The organism is Cryobacterium psychrophilum (genome assembly GCF_004365915.1).
GTDB lineage: Bacteria > Actinomycetota > Actinomycetes > Actinomycetales > Microbacteriaceae > Cryobacterium > Cryobacterium psychrophilum.
The window spans coordinates 1,722,670-1,740,040 of record NZ_SODI01000001.1; the positions used below are offsets into that span (position 1 = coordinate 1,722,670).

13 protein-coding genes are annotated in these 17,371 nt (G+C 66.3%); 4 read left to right on the top strand and 9 right to left on the bottom strand.

Annotation, left to right across the window (positions count from 1 at the left end; all coding sequences use genetic code 11):
• The first annotated feature begins 4 nt into the window (after nt 1-4).
• Together EDD25_RS08085 and EDD25_RS08090 are read left to right on the top strand one after the other, a co-directional pair.
• Nucleotides 5-1,450, top strand: coding sequence for a tyrosine-protein kinase domain-containing protein (locus EDD25_RS08085; protein WP_166671241.1), 1,446 nt, complete (start codon nt 5-7; stop codon nt 1,448-1,450).
• Nucleotides 1,447-2,571, top strand: coding sequence for a glycosyltransferase family protein (locus EDD25_RS08090; protein ID WP_134172824.1), 1,125 nt, complete (start codon nt 1,447-1,449; stop codon nt 2,569-2,571). Before EDD25_RS08085 ends, EDD25_RS08090 begins: the two co-directional genes overlap by 4 nt.
• On the opposite strand, the gene EDD25_RS08095 is transcribed toward EDD25_RS08090, so the two are convergent.
• The 4 genes from EDD25_RS08095 to EDD25_RS08110 all read right to left on the bottom strand — a co-directional run bounded on the left by EDD25_RS08095 (nt 2,500) and on the right by EDD25_RS08110 (nt 8,971).
• Nucleotides 2,500-3,648, bottom strand: a complete 1,149-nt coding sequence (locus EDD25_RS08095) for a glycosyltransferase family 4 protein (protein WP_241986513.1) — start codon at nt 3,646-3,648, stop codon at nt 2,500-2,502. The genes EDD25_RS08090 and EDD25_RS08095 overlap by 72 nt on opposite strands.
• Nucleotides 3,645-4,643, bottom strand: a complete 999-nt coding sequence (locus EDD25_RS08100; RefSeq protein ID WP_134172825.1) for a glycosyltransferase family 2 protein — start codon at nt 4,641-4,643, stop codon at nt 3,645-3,647. Before EDD25_RS08100 ends, EDD25_RS08095 begins: the two co-directional genes overlap by 4 nt.
• The gene (locus EDD25_RS08105; protein WP_241986515.1) at nt 4,640-8,149 is read right to left on the bottom strand and encodes a PKD domain-containing protein; all 3,510 of its coding nucleotides are present in this window, start codon (nt 8,147-8,149) and stop codon (nt 4,640-4,642) included. The genes EDD25_RS08100 and EDD25_RS08105 overlap by 4 nt, the downstream gene beginning before the upstream one ends.
• Nucleotides 8,150-8,251: 102 nt before the next feature.
• Nucleotides 8,252-8,971: a hypothetical protein gene (locus EDD25_RS08110; RefSeq protein ID WP_134172826.1), complete on the bottom strand. Its 720-nt coding sequence runs from the start codon at nt 8,969-8,971 to the stop codon at nt 8,252-8,254.
• Between the two features lie 154 nt (nt 8,972-9,125).
• Between EDD25_RS08110 and EDD25_RS08115 the strand changes: the two genes are divergently transcribed.
• Nucleotides 9,126-10,244 (top strand): glycosyltransferase family 4 protein, encoded by a 1,119-nt coding sequence (locus tag EDD25_RS08115; protein WP_134172827.1) that lies wholly within the window; start codon nt 9,126-9,128, stop codon nt 10,242-10,244.
• A gap of 74 nt (nt 10,245-10,318) precedes the next feature.
• Here EDD25_RS08115 and EDD25_RS17750 read toward each other — a convergent pair whose 3' ends face one another.
• Complete coding sequence (locus EDD25_RS17750) at nt 10,319-12,013, bottom strand: hypothetical protein (RefSeq protein WP_194088599.1); 1,695 nt, start codon at nt 12,011-12,013, stop codon at nt 10,319-10,321.
• Nucleotides 12,014-12,535: 522 nt separating this feature from the next.
• Between EDD25_RS17750 and EDD25_RS08125 the strand changes: the two genes are divergently transcribed.
• The gene (locus EDD25_RS08125) at nt 12,536-12,994 is read left to right on the top strand and encodes an FAD synthase family protein (RefSeq protein ID WP_134175290.1); all 459 of its coding nucleotides are present in this window, start codon (nt 12,536-12,538) and stop codon (nt 12,992-12,994) included.
• On the opposite strand, the gene EDD25_RS08130 is transcribed toward EDD25_RS08125, so the two are convergent.
• The 4 genes from EDD25_RS08130 to EDD25_RS08145 form a co-directional block, all read right to left on the bottom strand.
• Nucleotides 12,942-14,240 (bottom strand): hypothetical protein, encoded by a 1,299-nt coding sequence (locus EDD25_RS08130; RefSeq protein ID WP_134172828.1) that lies wholly within the window; start codon nt 14,238-14,240, stop codon nt 12,942-12,944. The two genes, EDD25_RS08125 and EDD25_RS08130, sit on opposite strands and share 53 nt — an antisense overlap.
• A gap of 163 nt (nt 14,241-14,403) precedes the next feature.
• Nucleotides 14,404-15,360, bottom strand: coding sequence for a prolyl aminopeptidase (gene pip, locus EDD25_RS08135; RefSeq protein ID WP_134172829.1), 957 nt, complete (start codon nt 15,358-15,360; stop codon nt 14,404-14,406).
• Nucleotides 15,361-15,396: 36 nt separating this feature from the next.
• Nucleotides 15,397-16,062 (bottom strand): response regulator, encoded by a 666-nt coding sequence (locus EDD25_RS08140; RefSeq protein WP_198418886.1) that lies wholly within the window; start codon nt 16,060-16,062, stop codon nt 15,397-15,399.
• On the bottom strand, nt 16,059-17,363 hold the full coding sequence (locus EDD25_RS08145) for a sensor histidine kinase (RefSeq protein ID WP_134172830.1): 1,305 nt from the start codon (nt 17,361-17,363) through the stop codon (nt 16,059-16,061). Before EDD25_RS08145 ends, EDD25_RS08140 begins: the two co-directional genes overlap by 4 nt.
• Nucleotides 17,364-17,371: the final 8 nt, after the last annotated feature.

Sequence of the window (17,371 nt, forward strand, 5' to 3'; positions counted from 1 at the left end):
CACAATGGAACCGATCGAATACCTGCGCGCCGTGGCCAAGCAGTGGTTGGTCATCGTGCTGCTCGGCGCCCTCGGGTTCGGAGCAGCGTGGGCGTATGTGTCCAACGAGACGCCGTTGTACAAGTCGACGAGCAGCGTCTTCGTGTCCTCTGAGCGCGGCGAAACCACGAGCGAGCTCGTGCAGGCCTCCACCTTCAGCCAGAATCTCGTGCAGTCCTACGCGCAGCTCGCCAGCATGCCCGCGGTGCTCAACCCGGTGATTGCCGAACTCAACCTCGACACCTCGGCGCCCGTCCTTGCCACTTCCGTCGTTGCCGCGACGCCCCTGAACACGGTCATCATTGAGATCACCGTGTCCAACGATTCACCCGCCCGGGCGGCCGCGATCGCGAATTCCATCACGCGCTCACTGGCGACGGTCGTGCAGAAACTCGCACCGAGGGGACCGAACAACACGCCGTCGATCACACTCAGCACCGTCTCCACCGCTCAGGCCGCAACCGTGCCGTACTCGCCCAACACGCGGCTCTGGCTGATCACCGGGGTGGCGGGCGGACTCGCGCTCGGGGTCCTGTTCGCCCTCGCTCGCGAGCTTCTTGATACCCGGGTACGCGGCGAAAAGGGTCTTCTGCGAGTGACGGATGCCCCACTTCTTGGCAAGGTCGGCGAGAAGCGCCGCGGAGACCCGGCTGGCCTGGTCATGCGATCCATGCCGCGAAGCGTGCTGGCGGAAGGCTACCGCCGCATTCGCGCGAATCTTGAATTCATCGATGTGGACAGCCGTCCCCGTTGCGTTGTCGTCACCTCTCCCGTCGTCGCCGACGGCAAGTCCACGAGCGCGCTCAACCTCGCCCTCGCCATGGCCGAAAGAGCCCCCCGTGTGCTCCTCATTGACGCGGATCTGCGCCGACCGTCGATCGCCGGGATGTGCGACATTGAGGGCGAGGTTGGCCTGACCACCGTACTGGTGGGCACGGTGGCGCTCGAAGACGCCGTCACCCTGTGGGCCGGCGTGCTCCATGTGCTCCCCTCCGGCGCCATTCCCCCCAACCCCGGCCAGCTGCTCGGTTCCACCGCCATGAGCGACCTCGTGTCGAGGCTGCGCAGGGAGTACGACTTCATCGTGATCGATTCACCTCCCCTGCTTCCGGCATCCGATGCCCTCGGACTCGCTCACCTGGCCGATGGGGCCATTGTGGTCGCCCGGGACAAGTCCACCCGGCGAGCCCAGCTCGCGCACACCCTGGAGTCGCTCGATGCCGTGAAGGCCAGGCTGCTCGGGGTCGTGCTCAACCGCGTGAACGAGCGCCACTCAGACGCCTACGACTACGTGGAATCACCTTCTGCCAAGGTGCGCCATTCCTCCGGGGAACAGCCGGCAAACGAGGTCGACCCGGACATTTCCGGGTCCCCCGCACACGCGAAAGAAGTGAGTCGCACTCGCTCATGACCACCGAGGCGACACCACGAATGTTGCGGGTCATGCAGTCCTTCCCCGAGGGCCGCACCACGACAAACCCCTACCTCCTGCAGCTCCTCGCGGGACTCGCCCCCTACACGGAGGTCTCTGGGCTGTCGTGGCGGCGCGGCCTCACGCACCGCGTCGACGTGTTTCACGTGCACTGGCCCGAGCTGCTCCTGCGGGCGCGATCGCCCGGCCGCCGCTGGACCCGTCGGGTTCTGGTGCGCACCCTGCTGCTCAAGTGGCGATTGCAGCACACCGCGATCGTGCGGACCGTGCACAACACCGAGAGTCACGAAGCGCTGCCGCCCCGCGACAAGAAGCTGCTCGCCCGTCTGGACAGGCAAACGTCGCTGTGGATTCGCCTCAACCTCACCACTGACATTGCCGGTATCGATGCGATGGCACCGGACGCACCCGTGCGTACGATCACCCACGGTGACTATCGCACGTGGTTTGCGGGGTCGGTCGTGCCGCCGCCCGTGAGCGGTCGGCTGTTGCACTTCGGACTACTGCGCCCGTACAAGGGAATCCCCGCACTAATCGACGCTTTCGCGGGCTGTTCCGATTCCGCCGCGGCAGGCACCGTCCCCCTCACACTGCACATCTGCGGGGCGCCCGTTACGCCGGCATTTGGCGCGGAAGTCGTGCACGCCGCCGGTGACGACCCGCGCATCACCGTTGCGCTCGGGCATGCGACCGACGCGGCGCTCGCCCACGAGATCGGGCAGGCAGAGCTCGTGGTGTTGCCCTACCGGGAAATGCATAATTCGGGCGCGGCGTTGCTCGCCCTGTCCCTGGCACGCCCGGTGCTCGTACCGTCGAATGCAGTGACCCGGGCGCTGCGCGAAGAGGTCGGTGCCGGATGGGTGTTCGCCTACGATGGCGCGTTGTCGGCGGAGCTGCTTCGCGAGGCGGTAGCCCGCACCCGGGAGCACAACGCCGGCAGCCAACCCAACCTCGCGGGGCGTGACTGGCCCCGGGTGGTGGCCGAGCACCTGGAAGCGTACCGGGCGGCCGTGGGACGTGTGGCTTCGCTAGCCCTCGAACAGCCAGGCGTCGGCGGCGAGCCGACCGTCACCATCCGGAAGGCTGGCCGTCACGCTTGAGGCGGGGCGACCCTTCAGCACGGTCATGATGATGGCATCCGCGAGCAGCTGTGGCGCCCCGTTCGCTTCCACGACCGCGTGACCGTTTTGCTCAAGCCACGCCGCGAGCCCGGTCTGGCTCGTGGTCACCACAGAACACCCGTGCGCGAGACCCTCCACAATGGGCAGCCCCACCTGCTCCCTCCAGGTTCGGGTGGGCTGGGACGGCAGGGTGAGAACCGCGCTGCGTCGCAGAAGCCGATGAATGTTCTCCCTACTGGGATCGACAACGACCTCGATCGTGGGATCCGCCGCGGCCGCCTGGCGCACCACGCTCTCAAGTTCGCCTTTTCCGACAATGGTGAGTCGCGCTGCCGGAAGTCGTGCCACGACGAGGGGCCAGGCCAGAAGCAACTCGGGCACGCCCTTACGCGCAGCGAGGGCCCCGAGAAAGATCACTCCTTCGGAGCGCTCCTCAGGCGGGTCGGTCCCGGCGCAGGTGCACGGCGCAGGGAGCGCTGGTATCAGCGTTGATCGGGTGAGACCGCGCGGAACGCCCCACGCCGACTCGTAGGTGAGGCGCGCGGCATCCGTTCCGAACACCACTCGATCAAGGTTTTTCCAGATGTATCGGGCGAGCGCCGCCGTGACGGCGCGGCGCGGGATTTCCCTGACCGCGACCTGACCGGCCAGGGCGTTGGCGTTTTCAATCAGGTAGCTCACGACCCGGGTGCGCGGCCCGCCCACGAGGGCGCGAAGTCGAAGCCCGGTAATGGCGAGGGCGGTGGCCGCCACGTTGGACAGCATGAGCGGCTCAGTGACCTCAAGCTCGCGCACCGGCGAGCGGACGAGAAGCCAGGCGGCCCGAACCGGGCCGGCCTGCACGAGATTGAGCCCGTCTGCGAGGGAATCTTCGAAGTCGTAGCGAACAGTGCGGTACACGATCGTGGCTGGCGCCAGCTCGTGGGCGCGTTCGAGGTGTGCGCTGCGCACGGTTCGGTACAAACGGGCACGCGTTCCGATGCGCTGCGGGCCGGTCCGTCGGGGCCCCGCGAACGCGGACGCCATATCGCTGGACTGGAGCGCACTGCGGCTCACGACGGGTGGCTCATCGACGCGTCTGGCGCGGGATCCGGCATGCTGCGCTGGTACTCGCTGTAAACCGTCCCCACGGAACCGGTCAGCATACCGGCGCCTCGTGCCGCGGTGCGGAGCCCCTTGGCGCGCTGCCCGATCTGCCCCGTGAGCAGGCCAACGCAGAAGCGGGCGCTGCCCCCGACAAGCCGGGCGAGACCCCGCACGACGAGTGAAGCGCGCACGGTCAGGCGATGAAGAGACTGAGTTCCGTCGAGGTGTATTCGACTCCAGGTGTTGCCGATCCGAAAGGCACGGCGCAGCACCCAGTCCCTGGTGAGGCGTTCCGCCGGCACCACATCGATCACGACGGCGTCATCACACCAGACCATGCTCCCGCCGCGCGCGTGCAGCTGACGGGTGAAGAGGGAGTCGGAACCACCGCTCAGCCCGAACCGTTCGTCAAAGCGCACCCCGAGTCCGCGCACCTGTTCGACGTCGAGGAGCAGGTTGTTGGTGGCGGCCAGCGAAACCCGCGTTCCCGTGGGCATGCGCCGTCGATCGAAGAAACGGCCGGCGCGAATCCACTCACTGGGTTCCGTGTCGTAGCGGGAGACCACCGGCCCCACGACGGCGGCGGGGTGTGAGGTCCGGTAGGTCTCCAGCAACAGGGCCAGCCAGTGGGCGGAGGGGCGTTCGTCGTCGTCGATGAAGACCAGAAGGTCGAAAGTGGATGCCTCAGTGAGGGCCAGGTTTCTCGCCGCGGCAATTCCAGGGGTGGCTTCGTGCGCGTAACGCACCAGTCCACCTTCCCCGAACTCGCCCACGAGGTCGCGTGCGCCGCCCGCCGGGTCGTTGTCGACCACCAGGATCTCGCCGCGGGGCGAGGCTCCGGCGGTTTGCCCCGGCAGCGCGGTGATCTGGTCGACGAGCTCCGGCAGGAGTTCCCGCAAATCGTCCGCCCGTTGGTAGGTCAGCACGGCGATGAGCACTCGTGGCGCCCTGATGCTCGTGGTCATTCTGCGGCCCGAGCCACGAGGTTATCGAAGGCTGCCGTCAGGGGAGCGGCCGTTGCCGATCCGCTCAGATACACAGCGAGTCCGATGGAGCCCGGAGTCTGCAGCGCGGCCGCAGCATCGGTCGCCGTGAGCTGCCAGCCTGTCGGCTCGGTCGTTCCCGCTTTCCATACCTTGGCCCGGAGTGTCGTCGGCGAGGTGCCGAAGGCCTGCACCCTCACCTGCAGGGCGTCGCCCGTGGCGTAGGTGAGACCGGAGACCGTGGCGGCCGAGAGAGTCGTTCCTCCGCGCAGTAAGTGAAGCTGAACCACGCCGGTGGAGAGCACCTTCACCCTCGCTCGGTAATCGTCGTTTCCCACCCGTCGGGCAATCACCGACACGTACGTTCCGCCACCCGTCGTCGCCTGTTGCAGCGCCGTCGTCACGGTGACCTCCGTGTTCGCCGACGACACTCCCGAGAGAAAGGAGTTGACCGTCGCGCCGGGGCCCGGGGCCGTGAGCCTGCCAACGCCCCCGGAGACCGCATAGTCGGACGTGTTGCCGGTGGCGCTCCAATCTCCCCCGGTGTCTGCCCTGCCGAGGCCGTCGGAGACGGTTCGTTCGAAGGCGTCGGCTGCGAATGATGCGTTCGGGTCCGCAGGGGGAGCCGGAACGTTGGCGGTCTGCTCGGTCGTCCCCGTCGCGCCGGCGTTGTCGGTCACAGTGAGACGGATGGGGTAGTTGCCTGCGGCCGCATAGGCGTGCGTTGCCGTCACGCCGGTTCCCGTTGTTCCATCGCCCCACGACCAGTCGAAGGACTTGATCGTGCCATCGGCGTCGGTCGACGCTCGGCCGTCAACGGCCACCGAGAGGGGCGCGACTGTCGCGGTGAACGCGGCGGTTGGTGCAGCGTTCACCGGGGCAACCGTCGTGGTCACCGACCGCGTTGTTGCGTTCGTGCCGCCCGCATTGTCGGTGACGGTGAGCCCAACGGTATAAATGCCTGCGGAGGCATACCCGTGCGAAGCCGTTTTTCCCGTGCTGGTGGCCCCGTCGCCCCACGACCACGCGTAGCTCGTGATCGTGCCGTCCGGGTCAGTGGATGCCGAGGCATCCGTTGTCACAGACAGGTGACCGGCGACCGCCTCGAAAGCTGCGGTCGGCGGCACATTCTGAGGCGTGCCCCCGCGACCGATCGTGGAATGGTACGCGATCCGCTCCGTCGTGAGGGGGGCGTCGTAGACGGCAACCTCGTCAATGTCCGCGGCGAGATAGGCGCTCGTGTAAGCACCGGGCCACCCTGCCAACGTGTCACCTCCGATGCGCCAGTACCCCTCGTACGGACCCTCCCCGGCTGTCGTGCCCGCGAGCGTGCCCACGGATGTCCCATCAACGAAGAGCGCGAGCCCGTTCGCCCCGAGAGTGGCCACGACATGGTGCCATGCGTTGTCGTTGTAGGACGCCGCTGACGTCACCGTCGTGACCGCCCCGGGATAGACGCCGAACCAGATCTTGCCGTTGTTGTCCATGTACACGTGGCGGTCGTAGCTCGTGGACTGGCCCGTGGCGTCATTACCGAAACCGATGATTTTGCCACCGGTCTTGCTTGAGGTCTTCACCCAGGCTTCGAGGCTGAAGCTGTTCATGGCGGTCTCCGGCGTGCTCGTCGCGGCAAAGCCCGTGGACGTGCCGTTGAAGCGCGACGCCGTTCCGGCCCCGACCGCCCCGGCAACGTTTCGGGTCACCCCTGATCCCGTGCTGACATCGTTCGACGCCGCCCAGTCGAAGCCGGTGGTGCCGTTTGCTTCACCGAGGGGCCAGTAGTGACGCGGGGAGTCCTGGAGCACGGCACCCGCGTAGGCGCTGACGGCGCCTTGGTTGGTGACGGTCACGGATACGGGTTCACCGGTGACCGCGTTCCCGAAGGGGTCTGTTACCCGGATCCGATAGGAGTAGCTGTTTCCAGGGGTCAGCCCGGTGTCGGTGTAGTCGAGAGACGGACGTTTCCAGTACACGGATGCCGCGGTGAGCTTCGTGACGGGCACGTTGTCGCGCAGCACCTCGTAGCTCAGGTTCTCGTTGTCCCGGTCGTAGGCGGTCTGCCACGTCACCCGGGCCTGCCCGGCCACGAACGAGGCAACTGTTGCCTTGTATTCGGAGGGAACGAATGACACATCCGATACCCGTGGCCCCTCCTTGTTGGGGGCGATTGCCGCAACGGCGAAGCGCACGAGGCCCTGCTGGGACTTGTTGTTCACGATCGTGAATTCGCCACCGTAGAGCACGTATTGCGAGTTGGCCACCACATTCCAGGGTCCCTGGCCCTGGCCGGTGTACACGCCCGTGTTGATGTCCGAGTAGAAGGCCAGGAGGCTCGGCCGCGGGTTTCCGGCGTAGTTGAAGTAGTTTCCGACGGCGTTCGCGGTGACGACGCCGGTTGGCTTCATCGTGAACGTGAGGGTTCGCTGCCAGGAGCGTGGGGAGGTCTCGGGGAAGCCTCCGATGTTGCCGCAGTAGTGCACATGACCGGTCGTGTAGACCACATTCGTGGCCGGGGCTGCCGAGTACGTGTCTCCGTGGCAGTCTTCCACCCAGATGAGCGTTCCATCGGCCCAGCTGGCCCGGAACGTGCCCTCAAAGTTGCCGCCGCTACCGTAGACGTATCCGGTGCCAAAGAGCCCCTCGGCGGACGCCGTGAGACTCGTGATGCCGGCGTTGCGGCCGCCGTTGCGAATGAGAGTGTTGACCTTCCAAGGCAGGGATGCGCCGGTGGCGGCGTCGGCGGCGGCCAGGCCGTAGCCGGGGTTGTTACCGCCGTTGTAGGCCGTGAAGGTTCCACCGAGGATGACCTTGCCCTCATCCGGAGACACGGCGAGCGAGGTGACCCTGCCACCGGTGGGTTGGCCGGTCCACGGCAGCAGGGCGCCGGTGGCGGTGGAAAAGGCCGACATGCCGTTGCGAGTCTGATTACCGGAGTTGGAGAAGGCGCCGGCGAGGTACAGGGTCGAACCGGTCACGGCGAGCGCCGACACCCGCGCGTTGGTGCCGGGGTTCCAGGGGCTGACAAGTTCACCGTCCGTGCTGAAGGCCGCGACCCGGTAGCGGTTGACTGCGCCGACCTTGGTGAACGTACCGCCGACGTAGATTCGGGAGCCGTCGGGCGAGGCGACCAGCGCCTGAACGGCGGCATTGAGGTTCGGGTTGAAGGAGGTCATCACGCCCGTCGTGAGGTTATAGGCGAGCAGGTTGTTGCGCACCACCTCATTGACGCCCGGCGCGGAACCCGCGGGGCGGGCCCGGGTGAATTCGCCGCCCACATACACGGTGTTCCCCACGATGAGCTGAGCCCAGACGACGCCGTTGATCTGAACGGTCGGGAGGGCATCGGCGGCAACAGTGGAGGGAACGCCCGGATCCACCGGTGCGCTGTCGGCCTGGGCCGGGAGGCTAGCCCACGCGAGCGTGGCAAGTAGCGCGAGCGTGGTCGCAACGGCGAGCACGCGCAGTCGTATGAAAATAGAAGCACCCACGGCAAGCCCCGGTTCGAGTTAGGACGGTGGCCCTAGGGTGGCCACCGTTCTGTGGCCGATCCTAGTAACCACGTGGCCGAATCTCTGCCCCCAAATCGGGAATCAGGCGGGTGCGGCTCCCTGGAATACGACGAGGGGGACGCCAACGGAGTAGTCGACCGTGATCTTGACCTGATCTCGATCCGACTGCGGAACTACGAAGACGAACGTGCCGGTCGCCGTCTGTCCGGGCTTGACCTCGCGGGGCAGCGGAACCCCACCTGGCTGGAAGACCTGGCCGGCGGGAGCCTGGTCGGCCCCGGCATAGAAATTGACGATCGTGGCGGCGAGTGAGACGGTCGCCGCGGTGTCATTGCGCACGGTCAGGGTGAAGCGTACGGCAGGGCCGCCGACCTCTCCGGGACCCTGCGCCACACCGTCCACGGCTTTGAGCGCGCCCAGGCTGAATACAACCTCAGTGACGGCCGCCGCCGAGTCGGTGAGCGACACGGGCGCCTGCTCGACCGGCGGGGCGGCATCCCCCGGCACTGTCGGCGGGGCGGTCACTGGCGGTGCGGTCTCGGGGTCCGGGGCTACGGGTGTGGCGGTGTTCGGCGCCTCCGGGCTCGCGGAGGGGGTGGCGCCCGAGGTAGCGGCGGGTGAGGCTCGTCCCGGAGTGGGAGTGGCACTGGCAGCGGGTCGCAGAGATTCCTGGGCAGCGGTGTTGGCGCGCACGACGGCGGTCGTGAGCACGATGAGGACAATGACAGCGCTGGCGACGGCGATCCAGCCCAGCCGCGTCACCCACCGCACACGGCTTGGTGCCGGAGGTTGTACGGTCATGTTCTTCTCCCCCCTCTGCTCGTGCTGATTCTATGGCCTCGCACTCCGAAATCGGCCGTTTGCGGCCGGTTTATCCTGCACCCCAAACGGGGCCGCTTCCGGGGGCCACCGCACGCTAGGGTGGGCCTTAAAGCGCACTGCACCTGGAGCCCCGATGAGAATTGCCGTCTTGCACGGGAGCAACGACTCGTACGGTGCCACCCGCGTGCTCGCTCAGGAAGCCGAGTGCCTGGTGCGGCTCGGCCACCACCTGACGGTCTTCGTTCCGCATGACGGCCCCCTCGCGCATGAGCTGGCTCACTTGGGCGACTCCGTGCGAGTGGTGGTCGATCCCGGGCTGAGCGTGCTGCGCCGCAGCCGCCTCCGCGACGTGTTGCGCCCACCCGCCCTTCGGCCGGAGATGGTCGAGGCTGATCTCGTGGTGTTGTGGACGCTCGCCCTCGCCGTCTACATTCCGGTGCTGCGGCTACGGCACAAAAGGTTCTACGTGTCGGTACACGAGCTACTTCTGGGCACCATGGGGGGGCTGCTCGTGCGCGCACTTCTCGCGCCGGGAGCATTCCCCGTGTGCGCGTGCAGCACGGCGACGGCCGACTGGCTGGGCGCCAACGGCGTGCACCGCCGTCGTCTCACGGTCATCTTCCCCATCTTCGAGCCGGTGGAACGTCTCCCCGAGCGGGCCGCGCATGAGCCACCAACGATCGCAGTGGTCGGCCGGGTGAATGGTCACAAGGGCCACCTGGAGGTGGTTCGAGCCCTGCACGAGGGAATACCCGACGGCGTGCCGTGGCGCCTGCTGCTGTGCGGCGCCCCATTCCCGGGCCAGGAGGATGCCCTCACCGACGTTCTCACGGCAGTCGACTCGAATCCCCGCATCCAGTATCGCGGCGAGGTTTCTTCGCTCGCGGCGATCGCCCCCGAGATCGACGCCGTACTGTGCTTCCCCACCACGCCAGAGCCGTTCGGCCTCGTTCCGGTCGAGGCCTGGCGCCTGGGCCTGCGCGCTGTGGGCTACGGCGATGGCGGGGCCGCAGAGGTACTGCGAATCGTCGGCGGTATCGCCGTGACGCGAACGGATGACGCGGTGTCAGATGTACGCACAGCCCTCGCGGCGCTGGACCACGCGATGCGTCTCGGCGATGAGCTGGCGGCGCCCGCCACGGTCAATCCCCAGTTCGGCAGACAGCGGCGCGAGGAGTTACTGCGCGGCGTCATCCGCGCCGCCGTTACCGGTCCCCGGCGCGGCGATAGGGGCAACAGGAGGAGATTCTGATCTTCGGCGCAGTCGAGGGAGGGGGCCACACGCCGCGGCATGTGGCCCCCTCCCTCGGGCGGTGATGCGTGGAGTTATGCCCCGCGCTTCACGGTGACCAGGGTGTTGTCCGGCACGTAGTAGTTACGGGCCAGGTCAATCGGTGTGGTCGGCGCATTGATGATGGCGCAGTCAGCCAGCTTGGTGTTGCGACCGAACGTGTTGTCGGTGATCTTCACACCGGAGAGCGGGCCATAGGTCTTCTCGGCGATGTTGATCGTGCATGCCCCGTCGTCGGCGAAGTTGTTGCTGAACGTGAAGTTCGAGACCTTTCCGCGGTCCTGCGTGATCATCACGGCGGCGCTGTGCGAACCGGTGAGGGTGTTGCCCAGAATGCGGATATTGTCGCCGACCTGAATCTGGATGGTGTCGTCGTGGCTCGGCTTTCCGCCCTGGTTCGGGTCAACGAGGTAGTGCAGGTTGTCGTGGATCCAGGACTTCTGCACCGTGACGTTGCTGCCGGTGATGTGTACACCGTCAACGATCCCGTGCATGTTGACCCGGGTAAACGTGGCGTTGGAACCGTAGAAGCCCTGCACGTTGGGCGAGGCCTCCGAGGGGAACATCTCCGTGTCGGTGACGTTCAGGTTGGCGTAGTCGCCCATGTTGCTCAGGAGGGCCTGCGGATGGGTGACGGGCCGTCCACGGATAATCGAGTTCTTGATGGTGACGTTGGGAGCGCTGATCTTCACCATGCCGCGGATGTCCATGCCGTCAATGACCGCGCCTGGCGTGGTGATCTCCCAGTCGCCATTGCGAACCGTGAGGGCCGTTCCTGCGGGAACGCCGGTGTTACTGTCTCCCGGCATGGCGGCCGTGGGAGCAACCGTCGGTTCCGGTTCCGGGGCCGGGGTCGGGGCCGGGGCCGGGGTGGAGGTCGAGGTCGGGGCCGGAGCCGGGGTCGGAGTCGGGGCCGGGGTCGGGGTCGGGGTGACGGTTGTTCCCGGCGTGAAGGTCACTCCGGTTGTGGCGATATTGATGCTGGCCCTGCTGCTGGAGAACGTGATGTTTCCGTCAGAGTCAGCCGGAACCTCCAGGCGGACCGTCTTCGCGGTCGGCTGGTTGGCGACAGCCGTCATCAGGAACGTCTTGGCGCCGCTACCGCCCACGGCCGCACTGACGTCGGTGTCCTGCCACTGGCCGGTGCCCGTCACGGTGAGCGTGACGTACTTCGTGTCGGCGGGAACCGTGCCAAGTGAAATGGTGGCGGAGGAGCCGGTCTTCACGACGGTCGTCTGCAGCGACGTCGCGACAGCCGGCGTGAAGGTCACTCCGGTTGTGGCGATATTGATGCTGGCCCTGCTGCTGGAGAACGTGATGTTTCCGTCAGAGTCAGCCGGAACCTCCAGGCGGACCGTCTTCGCGGTCGGCTGGTTGGCGACAGCCGTCATCAGGAACGTCTTGGCGCCGCTACCGCCCACGGCCGCACTGACATCGGTGTCCTGCCACTGGCCGGTGCCCGTCACGGTGAGCGTGACGTACTTCGTGTCGGCGGGAACCGTGCCGAGTGAAATGGTGGCGGAGGAGCCGGTCTTCACGACGGTCGTCTGCAGCGACGTCGCCGACGTGACGACCATGGAGGGGGAGGCCTGTGCGCCTGCGGCCGCGAAGATACCGACACCGGCAATGGCAATGATTGCGGCGGCCCTGAGGACCGCGCGATTAATGGAGGATGAGGTGGACGTGGCAGAGGCGCGTCGAATTGTCGAGCGTTTGGCGTTGAAGGACATGGAGGGACACGGTTTCGAAAGCTGCATACGTTCGGCATATGCGGGGTGAGGCAACTGCAGGGGGCCACCGGGGACCGCTGGCCATTTCCATGACACAGCGCAAAACAACGTACGACACCGTCACAGGCAGGCCTGATCAGGCGGTAAAGCGGGGATAGGGAGAATGCCGGGCATCGAAGCGCGAAATGATGCGGCGCGCGGGCCGTAAGGAAAAGTCGCCTACGTCAACAAGCGGCGCGAAATGAATATTGTCTTTCGTTAATCATCGGTGCACGCGCTCGGACATGTGCGGGGTGGACGCGCAGCCCTAGGGAGCCGCATAACTTAACCAAGCATTGCTCATTTCGAGCCCCTCGTCAACCAAATACCGCAGATCAAGCGAAACCCCCAGTTATAGGGCGACCCGGTCCTGTGCCTAGACCGCATCTACTCGCACTCAATAGGATCTGGCGTACCCCCTAGAGAGAAAGCGACCAGCCGGTGACCCAGAACGCGAGCACTCCGCGCACACGCACCGATGCCATGCGTGTCGGCTATGCGGCCGGGGGGTTTGACCTGTTCCACGTGGGACACCTCAATATTTTGCGCCAGGCCAGGAGTCAGTGTGACTACCTGATCGCCGGCGTCGTCTCTGACGAAATGCTCGAGGTGACCAAGGGCGCCCGGCCCGTCGTTCCCCTGAACGAACGGCTGGAGATCGTGCATCACATCAGCTTCGTGGACCAGGCCGTGCCCGAAGTTCTCAGGGACAAGATGGATACGTGGGAGCAGCTGCGCTTTGACGTGTTCTTCAAGGGTGACGACTGGCGCGGAACGGAGCGTGGGCTACGCCTGGAGCGCCAGTTCGCGGCCGTCGGGGTCGAGGTCGTGTATTTTCCATACACCGTGCACACGTCGAGCACGGCGTTGCGCCGGGCACTTCAGGCGCTCAGTCGCCCGGAAACGCTTGGGCGAAACGCCCAGGCGGGCGTTCAGGAGTAACGGGGACCGCACCGCGCCGCACGAGACTGAGTGCCACGACAATGATGATCAGACGAGTGGCGCTGTAGAGAGGCCCGAACAGGAGCGCCCAGAGCGCGTTCACGCCCAGAAAGAGCATCACGCCACTCGCGGCTCCCACCGAGCTCGACGAGGCCAACCCCCACACCACTACCCCCAGCAGAATGGCCGTGAGCGCGAGACCGGGAATGCCAAAGTGCGCCCAGAGATCGCCGAAGACGGAATGCAGCTCAATGTGCCCGCCAAACATGTACTTCTCCACGTATCCGTTGTTGGGCGCGTAATTAATGCTCGCCATGCCCGTCTTCGCCACCTGCAGGTCTTCGGGGTTCAACAGGGTGCCGGCGCCGAAACCCAGTGGCCGGTCTCGCATGAGACTCAGGGTGGCGGCCAGTTCCGGGCGGCCGCCGAGGATGAGCGACCCGGCGGCATTGAGCTGGGCTACGGTTCGTTCCCTCGTGGCCTCACCAAAAGAGCCGGCGAGGATTGCCTTCTGCGCAAGATAAAAAACAAGGGTGGCGAGCGCCGCCATGCCCACGATGATGCCCCCGCCCGACCGCCGCCGCCCGGCTCGCCAGTGCCACGTGGGCAGCATCTGCCAGACGACCAGAATTGCCGTGATAAACAGAATGGCAAAGGACGAACGGGAGTCGGTGAACATCGACACGACGGTCAGCACGCCGATGACGGCGAACTCGAGCCAGCGGCGGCCCGACAAATGAGCCAGCGCAAGGGCAACCACGGTTACGGCGAAGGAATACCCAAACTTCCACGGGTTCTCGGCATACATTCCGCTGGAGGACGTGACCCCGGCGCACAACCCGACACCGAACCACAGTGCCAGCCACGACGGTGACATGACTTCCCTGGCCCAGAGCACGAACCCGATGGAGATGAGGATACCTACGAGGCCGATCAGGACATTGGCGGTTTCACCGAGGCTGATGACGTGCGTTGGTGCGGCCAGCCCGTTGAGCCACACGCCGGAGATAAGGCAGACGAGACCGGTGATGAAGATGGTCACCGCTCCGCGATAGAGCGGAAGCACGCGCAACCAGACGGGAGCCAGCGCAATGACGGCAAGGTAACCCACCGTGAGGCCCTGCGGCAGGTCGACGCGCATCCCGAGCAGGATGAGCACGACCGCGACGATGATCCTGCTCGACAGCGCCGCGCGACCGGCCTGCTCGATCGGCCTGGTGGCGAATGTGACCGGGGCAGCGCTCACTCGGCACGATCCTCAGCTGGCGGCCACCGGCGCACGAGGGGTGGGTTCGCCTGGCAAATGATCGCCTCGGACCTAACGATAGGTGCCCGCCCGGCCCTCATCAAGGCGAGGCGGTCATTCGACCCGGGATGCGCCCTGCAATGGGGGCGTGGCCGGCGTTGGGTCAGCCGGCGAAGCGATCCGTGGCGACGATAATGGCGTCGAGGATTCCCGGCTGGTCAAAGGCGTGGCCGGCATCCGGGATCATGTGAAAGTCCGCTTCCGGCCAGTTCTTGTGCAGGTCCCAGGCTGTGAACGCGGGCGTGCACATGTCGTAGCGTCCCTGGATGATGACACCGGGAATGTCGGCGAGGCGGCCAGCATCCCGAATCAGCTGATTCGGCTCGAACCAGCCCCCGTTTGCAAAGAAATGGTTCTCGATGCGGGCGAAGGCCACCGCGAAGGCCGGCTCGGTGAAGTGCGCGATCTTGTCGGGCTCCTGCAAGAGGGTGATCGTCGACGATTCCCACGTGGACCAGGCGATGCCGGCGCGTTCACGCACGAACTCGTCCGGATCATTCAGCATGCGCCCATAGGCGGCGATCAAGTGGCCGCGCTCGTTTTCGGGAACCGGCGCCAGGAACGCCTCCCACAGGTCGGGGTAGATCGCCGCGGCGCCCCCCTCGTAGAACCAATCAAGTTCCATCGGACGCAGCGTGAAGATTCCGCGCAGAACAAGCTCGGTGACCTTGGCGGGATGGGTCTCGGCGTAGGCGAGCCCGAGCGTGCTGCCCCAGGATCCACCGCAGACCAGCCAGCGTTCAATGCCCAGGTGCTCTCGCAGTTTTTCCAGGTCAGCTACGAGATGCCAGGTGGTGTTCGTGGCCAGGTCGGCGTGCGGCGCACTCGCGTGCGGGGTGCTGAGGCCGCATCCCCGCTGGTCGAAGAGGATGATGCGGTACTTCGCCGGATCGAAGACTCGACGCTGCGGCGCGCTGCTGGCTCCGCCTGGGCCGCCGTGCAGGTAGACGGCGGGTTTGCCCTCCGGGTTACCGGAGGCCTCCCAATAAATCGTCTGTCCGTCGCCCACGTCGAGCATGCCGGTTTCGTAGGGTTCGATCTCTGGGTAAAAAGTACGCATGCTGTGAGCCTATTCCCCGTGCCGGTCGCGGAGAAGTCAACCGCCGACGATGCCGAGCTCATAGGCGAGGATCACGGCCTGCACGCGGTCGCGCAGCCCGAGCTTCTGCAGGATTCGGCCGACGTGGGTCTTCACCGTCGACTCCGACAGGCTGAACCGCAACGCCAGCTCCGGGTTCGAGAGTCCCTCAGCGATCGCGAGGAACACCTCATGTTCGCGCGAGGTCAGCGTGTCGAGACGACCACATTCCCCGTTCTCTGCTCCCTGCTGGGCGGGTAGCTTTGAGCCGAAAAGCTCAAGCATCCGCTGGGTCACACGGGGGGAAACGGATGCTTCCCCCAACGCCACAGACCGGATCGCGGCTATGAGCTCCCCCGGCTCCGTGTTCTTGAGCAGAAACCCGCTCGCACCGGCTCGGAGCCCGCCGAAGGCGTACTCGTCGAGGTCGAAGGTGGTGAGGATGATCACCCGGGTGTTCGGATTCGCGGCGACGATGTGCTGTGTGGCCTCGATACCGTCCATTCCGGGCATTCGCACGTCCATGAGCACAACGTCGGGCCGTTCGCGAGCCGCGACGGCGACGGCCGCCGCACCGTCACCCGCCTCGGCCACCACCCGCAGGTCGTCCTCTGCCTCAAGCACCATGCGAAAACCCACCCGCAGCAGGGCCTGATCGTCGACGAGCAAGATTCGAATGGTCACGCTTTCTCCTCAGGATCGAAGACCATGGTCGCCGTGACCCGCCAGCCGCGATTGGCTGCAGGGCCGGCCTCGAGCGTGCCTCCGTACAGCGCCACACGTTCCTGAAGACCAATGATTCCCCGCCCGGAGCCCTGTGAGGGCGCAGGAGAATGCCCCAGGCCGTTGTCGGCGACGATCACCTCCACGCCCCCAGACGTGGCCACGATTCGCACGGTCACGAGCGTCGGGCTTTCCGAGTAGCGCAGCACGTTCGTCAGGGACTCCTGCACGATCCGATAGATCGTGAGCTGCACGCCGGCGTTGTTCGGACCGCGCCCGTTCTGTTCCAGTCGTATCGGCAGCTTGGCCGCGCGGAAGGATTCGACCAGTTCGACGAGCTGTTCAGTTCCGGGCTGAGGTTCGAGAGGAGCACGCACGGCGGCGGGCTCGCGCCGGTCGCGCCCGCCCTGGCGAACCGCGGCACCCGTTTCGGGAGCTTCGGCAAGCACGCCGAGAAGACGACGCATCTCCCGCATTGAGCTGCGCCCCGTGGAGGCGACCTCGAGCATGGCCTCCCGGGAGCGTTCGGGATCCTTCGGCGCGATGGCGTTGGCGCCATCGGCGAGGGCGACCATCACGGACAGGCTGTGCGCGACGACGTCGTGCATTTCCCGAGCGATGCGTGCCCGCTCGGACACGCGAGCCAGCTGTGCCTGCTGGTCCCGTTCGGCGGCGAGCTGGGCCGCGAGGTCGACGAGCGCCGCCACGTACCGTTTGCCGTTGCCCACGTTGACGCCGATCAGGGTTGCCGCCAGCATCATGATCACGACCTGACTCGCGACGGCGACCCATGACATGAACGTGACCCCCTCGTTGAGCCACACGGACAGCGCCCCGAGCAGGGCGGACGCTCCGAACCCCACCCAGGCCGTTGACACATCTCGGTACACGGCCACAGCGTAGAGCGCCAGGAGCACGGGAAGCAGGTGGCCCTGGCCATACTCGGCAAATCCCGCCACCATGCCCAGCGCGGTGATCACGAGCACGAGTCGGGGCGCCCGTCGTCGAAACAGCAACGCTCCGCTGACGGCAACCACGACGACCGCGTTCAGTATGAGCATTCCCTGCGGGGCGCCGGCACCGAGCAGTGCGTCCACGATCAGGGCGATCGCCATCGGCACGAAGTACATACTCGCCAGGAGAAGGTCGGCCACGCGCGGGTGCCGGGCCCAGAAACGTCGAATCAGGCCGGGAGGGGTGGGCAGATTCAAATCTCCCCCGGGCAGCGTGTTCCGCCCGGGGGAAAGAGGTGTTGCGGTCATTTCAGCGA

What these genes read in the sequence shown, in the direction of transcription:
- EDD25_RS08085 (WP_166671241.1), top strand. Translation starts at nt 5, where the DNA reads ATGGAACCGATCGAATACCTGCGCGCCGTGGCCAAGCAGTGGTTGGTC.
- EDD25_RS08090 (WP_134172824.1), top strand. Translation starts at nt 1,447, where the DNA reads ATGACCACCGAGGCGACACCACGAATGTTGCGGGTCATGCAGTCCTTC.
- EDD25_RS08100 (WP_134172825.1), bottom strand. Translation starts at nt 4,643, where the DNA reads ATGACCACGAGCATCAGGGCGCCACGAGTGCTCATCGCCGTGCTGACC.
- EDD25_RS08110 (WP_134172826.1), bottom strand. Translation starts at nt 8,971, where the DNA reads ATGACCGTACAACCTCCGGCACCAAGCCGTGTGCGGTGGGTGACGCGG.
- EDD25_RS08115 (WP_134172827.1), top strand. Translation starts at nt 9,126, where the DNA reads ATGAGAATTGCCGTCTTGCACGGGAGCAACGACTCGTACGGTGCCACC.
- EDD25_RS17750 (WP_194088599.1), bottom strand. Translation starts at nt 12,013, where the DNA reads ATGTCCTTCAACGCCAAACGCTCGACAATTCGACGCGCCTCTGCCACG.
- EDD25_RS08125 (WP_134175290.1), top strand. Translation starts at nt 12,536, where the DNA reads ATGCGTGTCGGCTATGCGGCCGGGGGGTTTGACCTGTTCCACGTGGGA.
- pip (WP_134172829.1), bottom strand. Translation starts at nt 15,360, where the DNA reads ATGCGTACTTTTTACCCAGAGATCGAACCCTACGAAACCGGCATGCTC.
- EDD25_RS08145 (WP_134172830.1), bottom strand. Translation starts at nt 17,363, where the DNA reads ATGACCGCAACACCTCTTTCCCCCGGGCGGAACACGCTGCCCGGGGGA.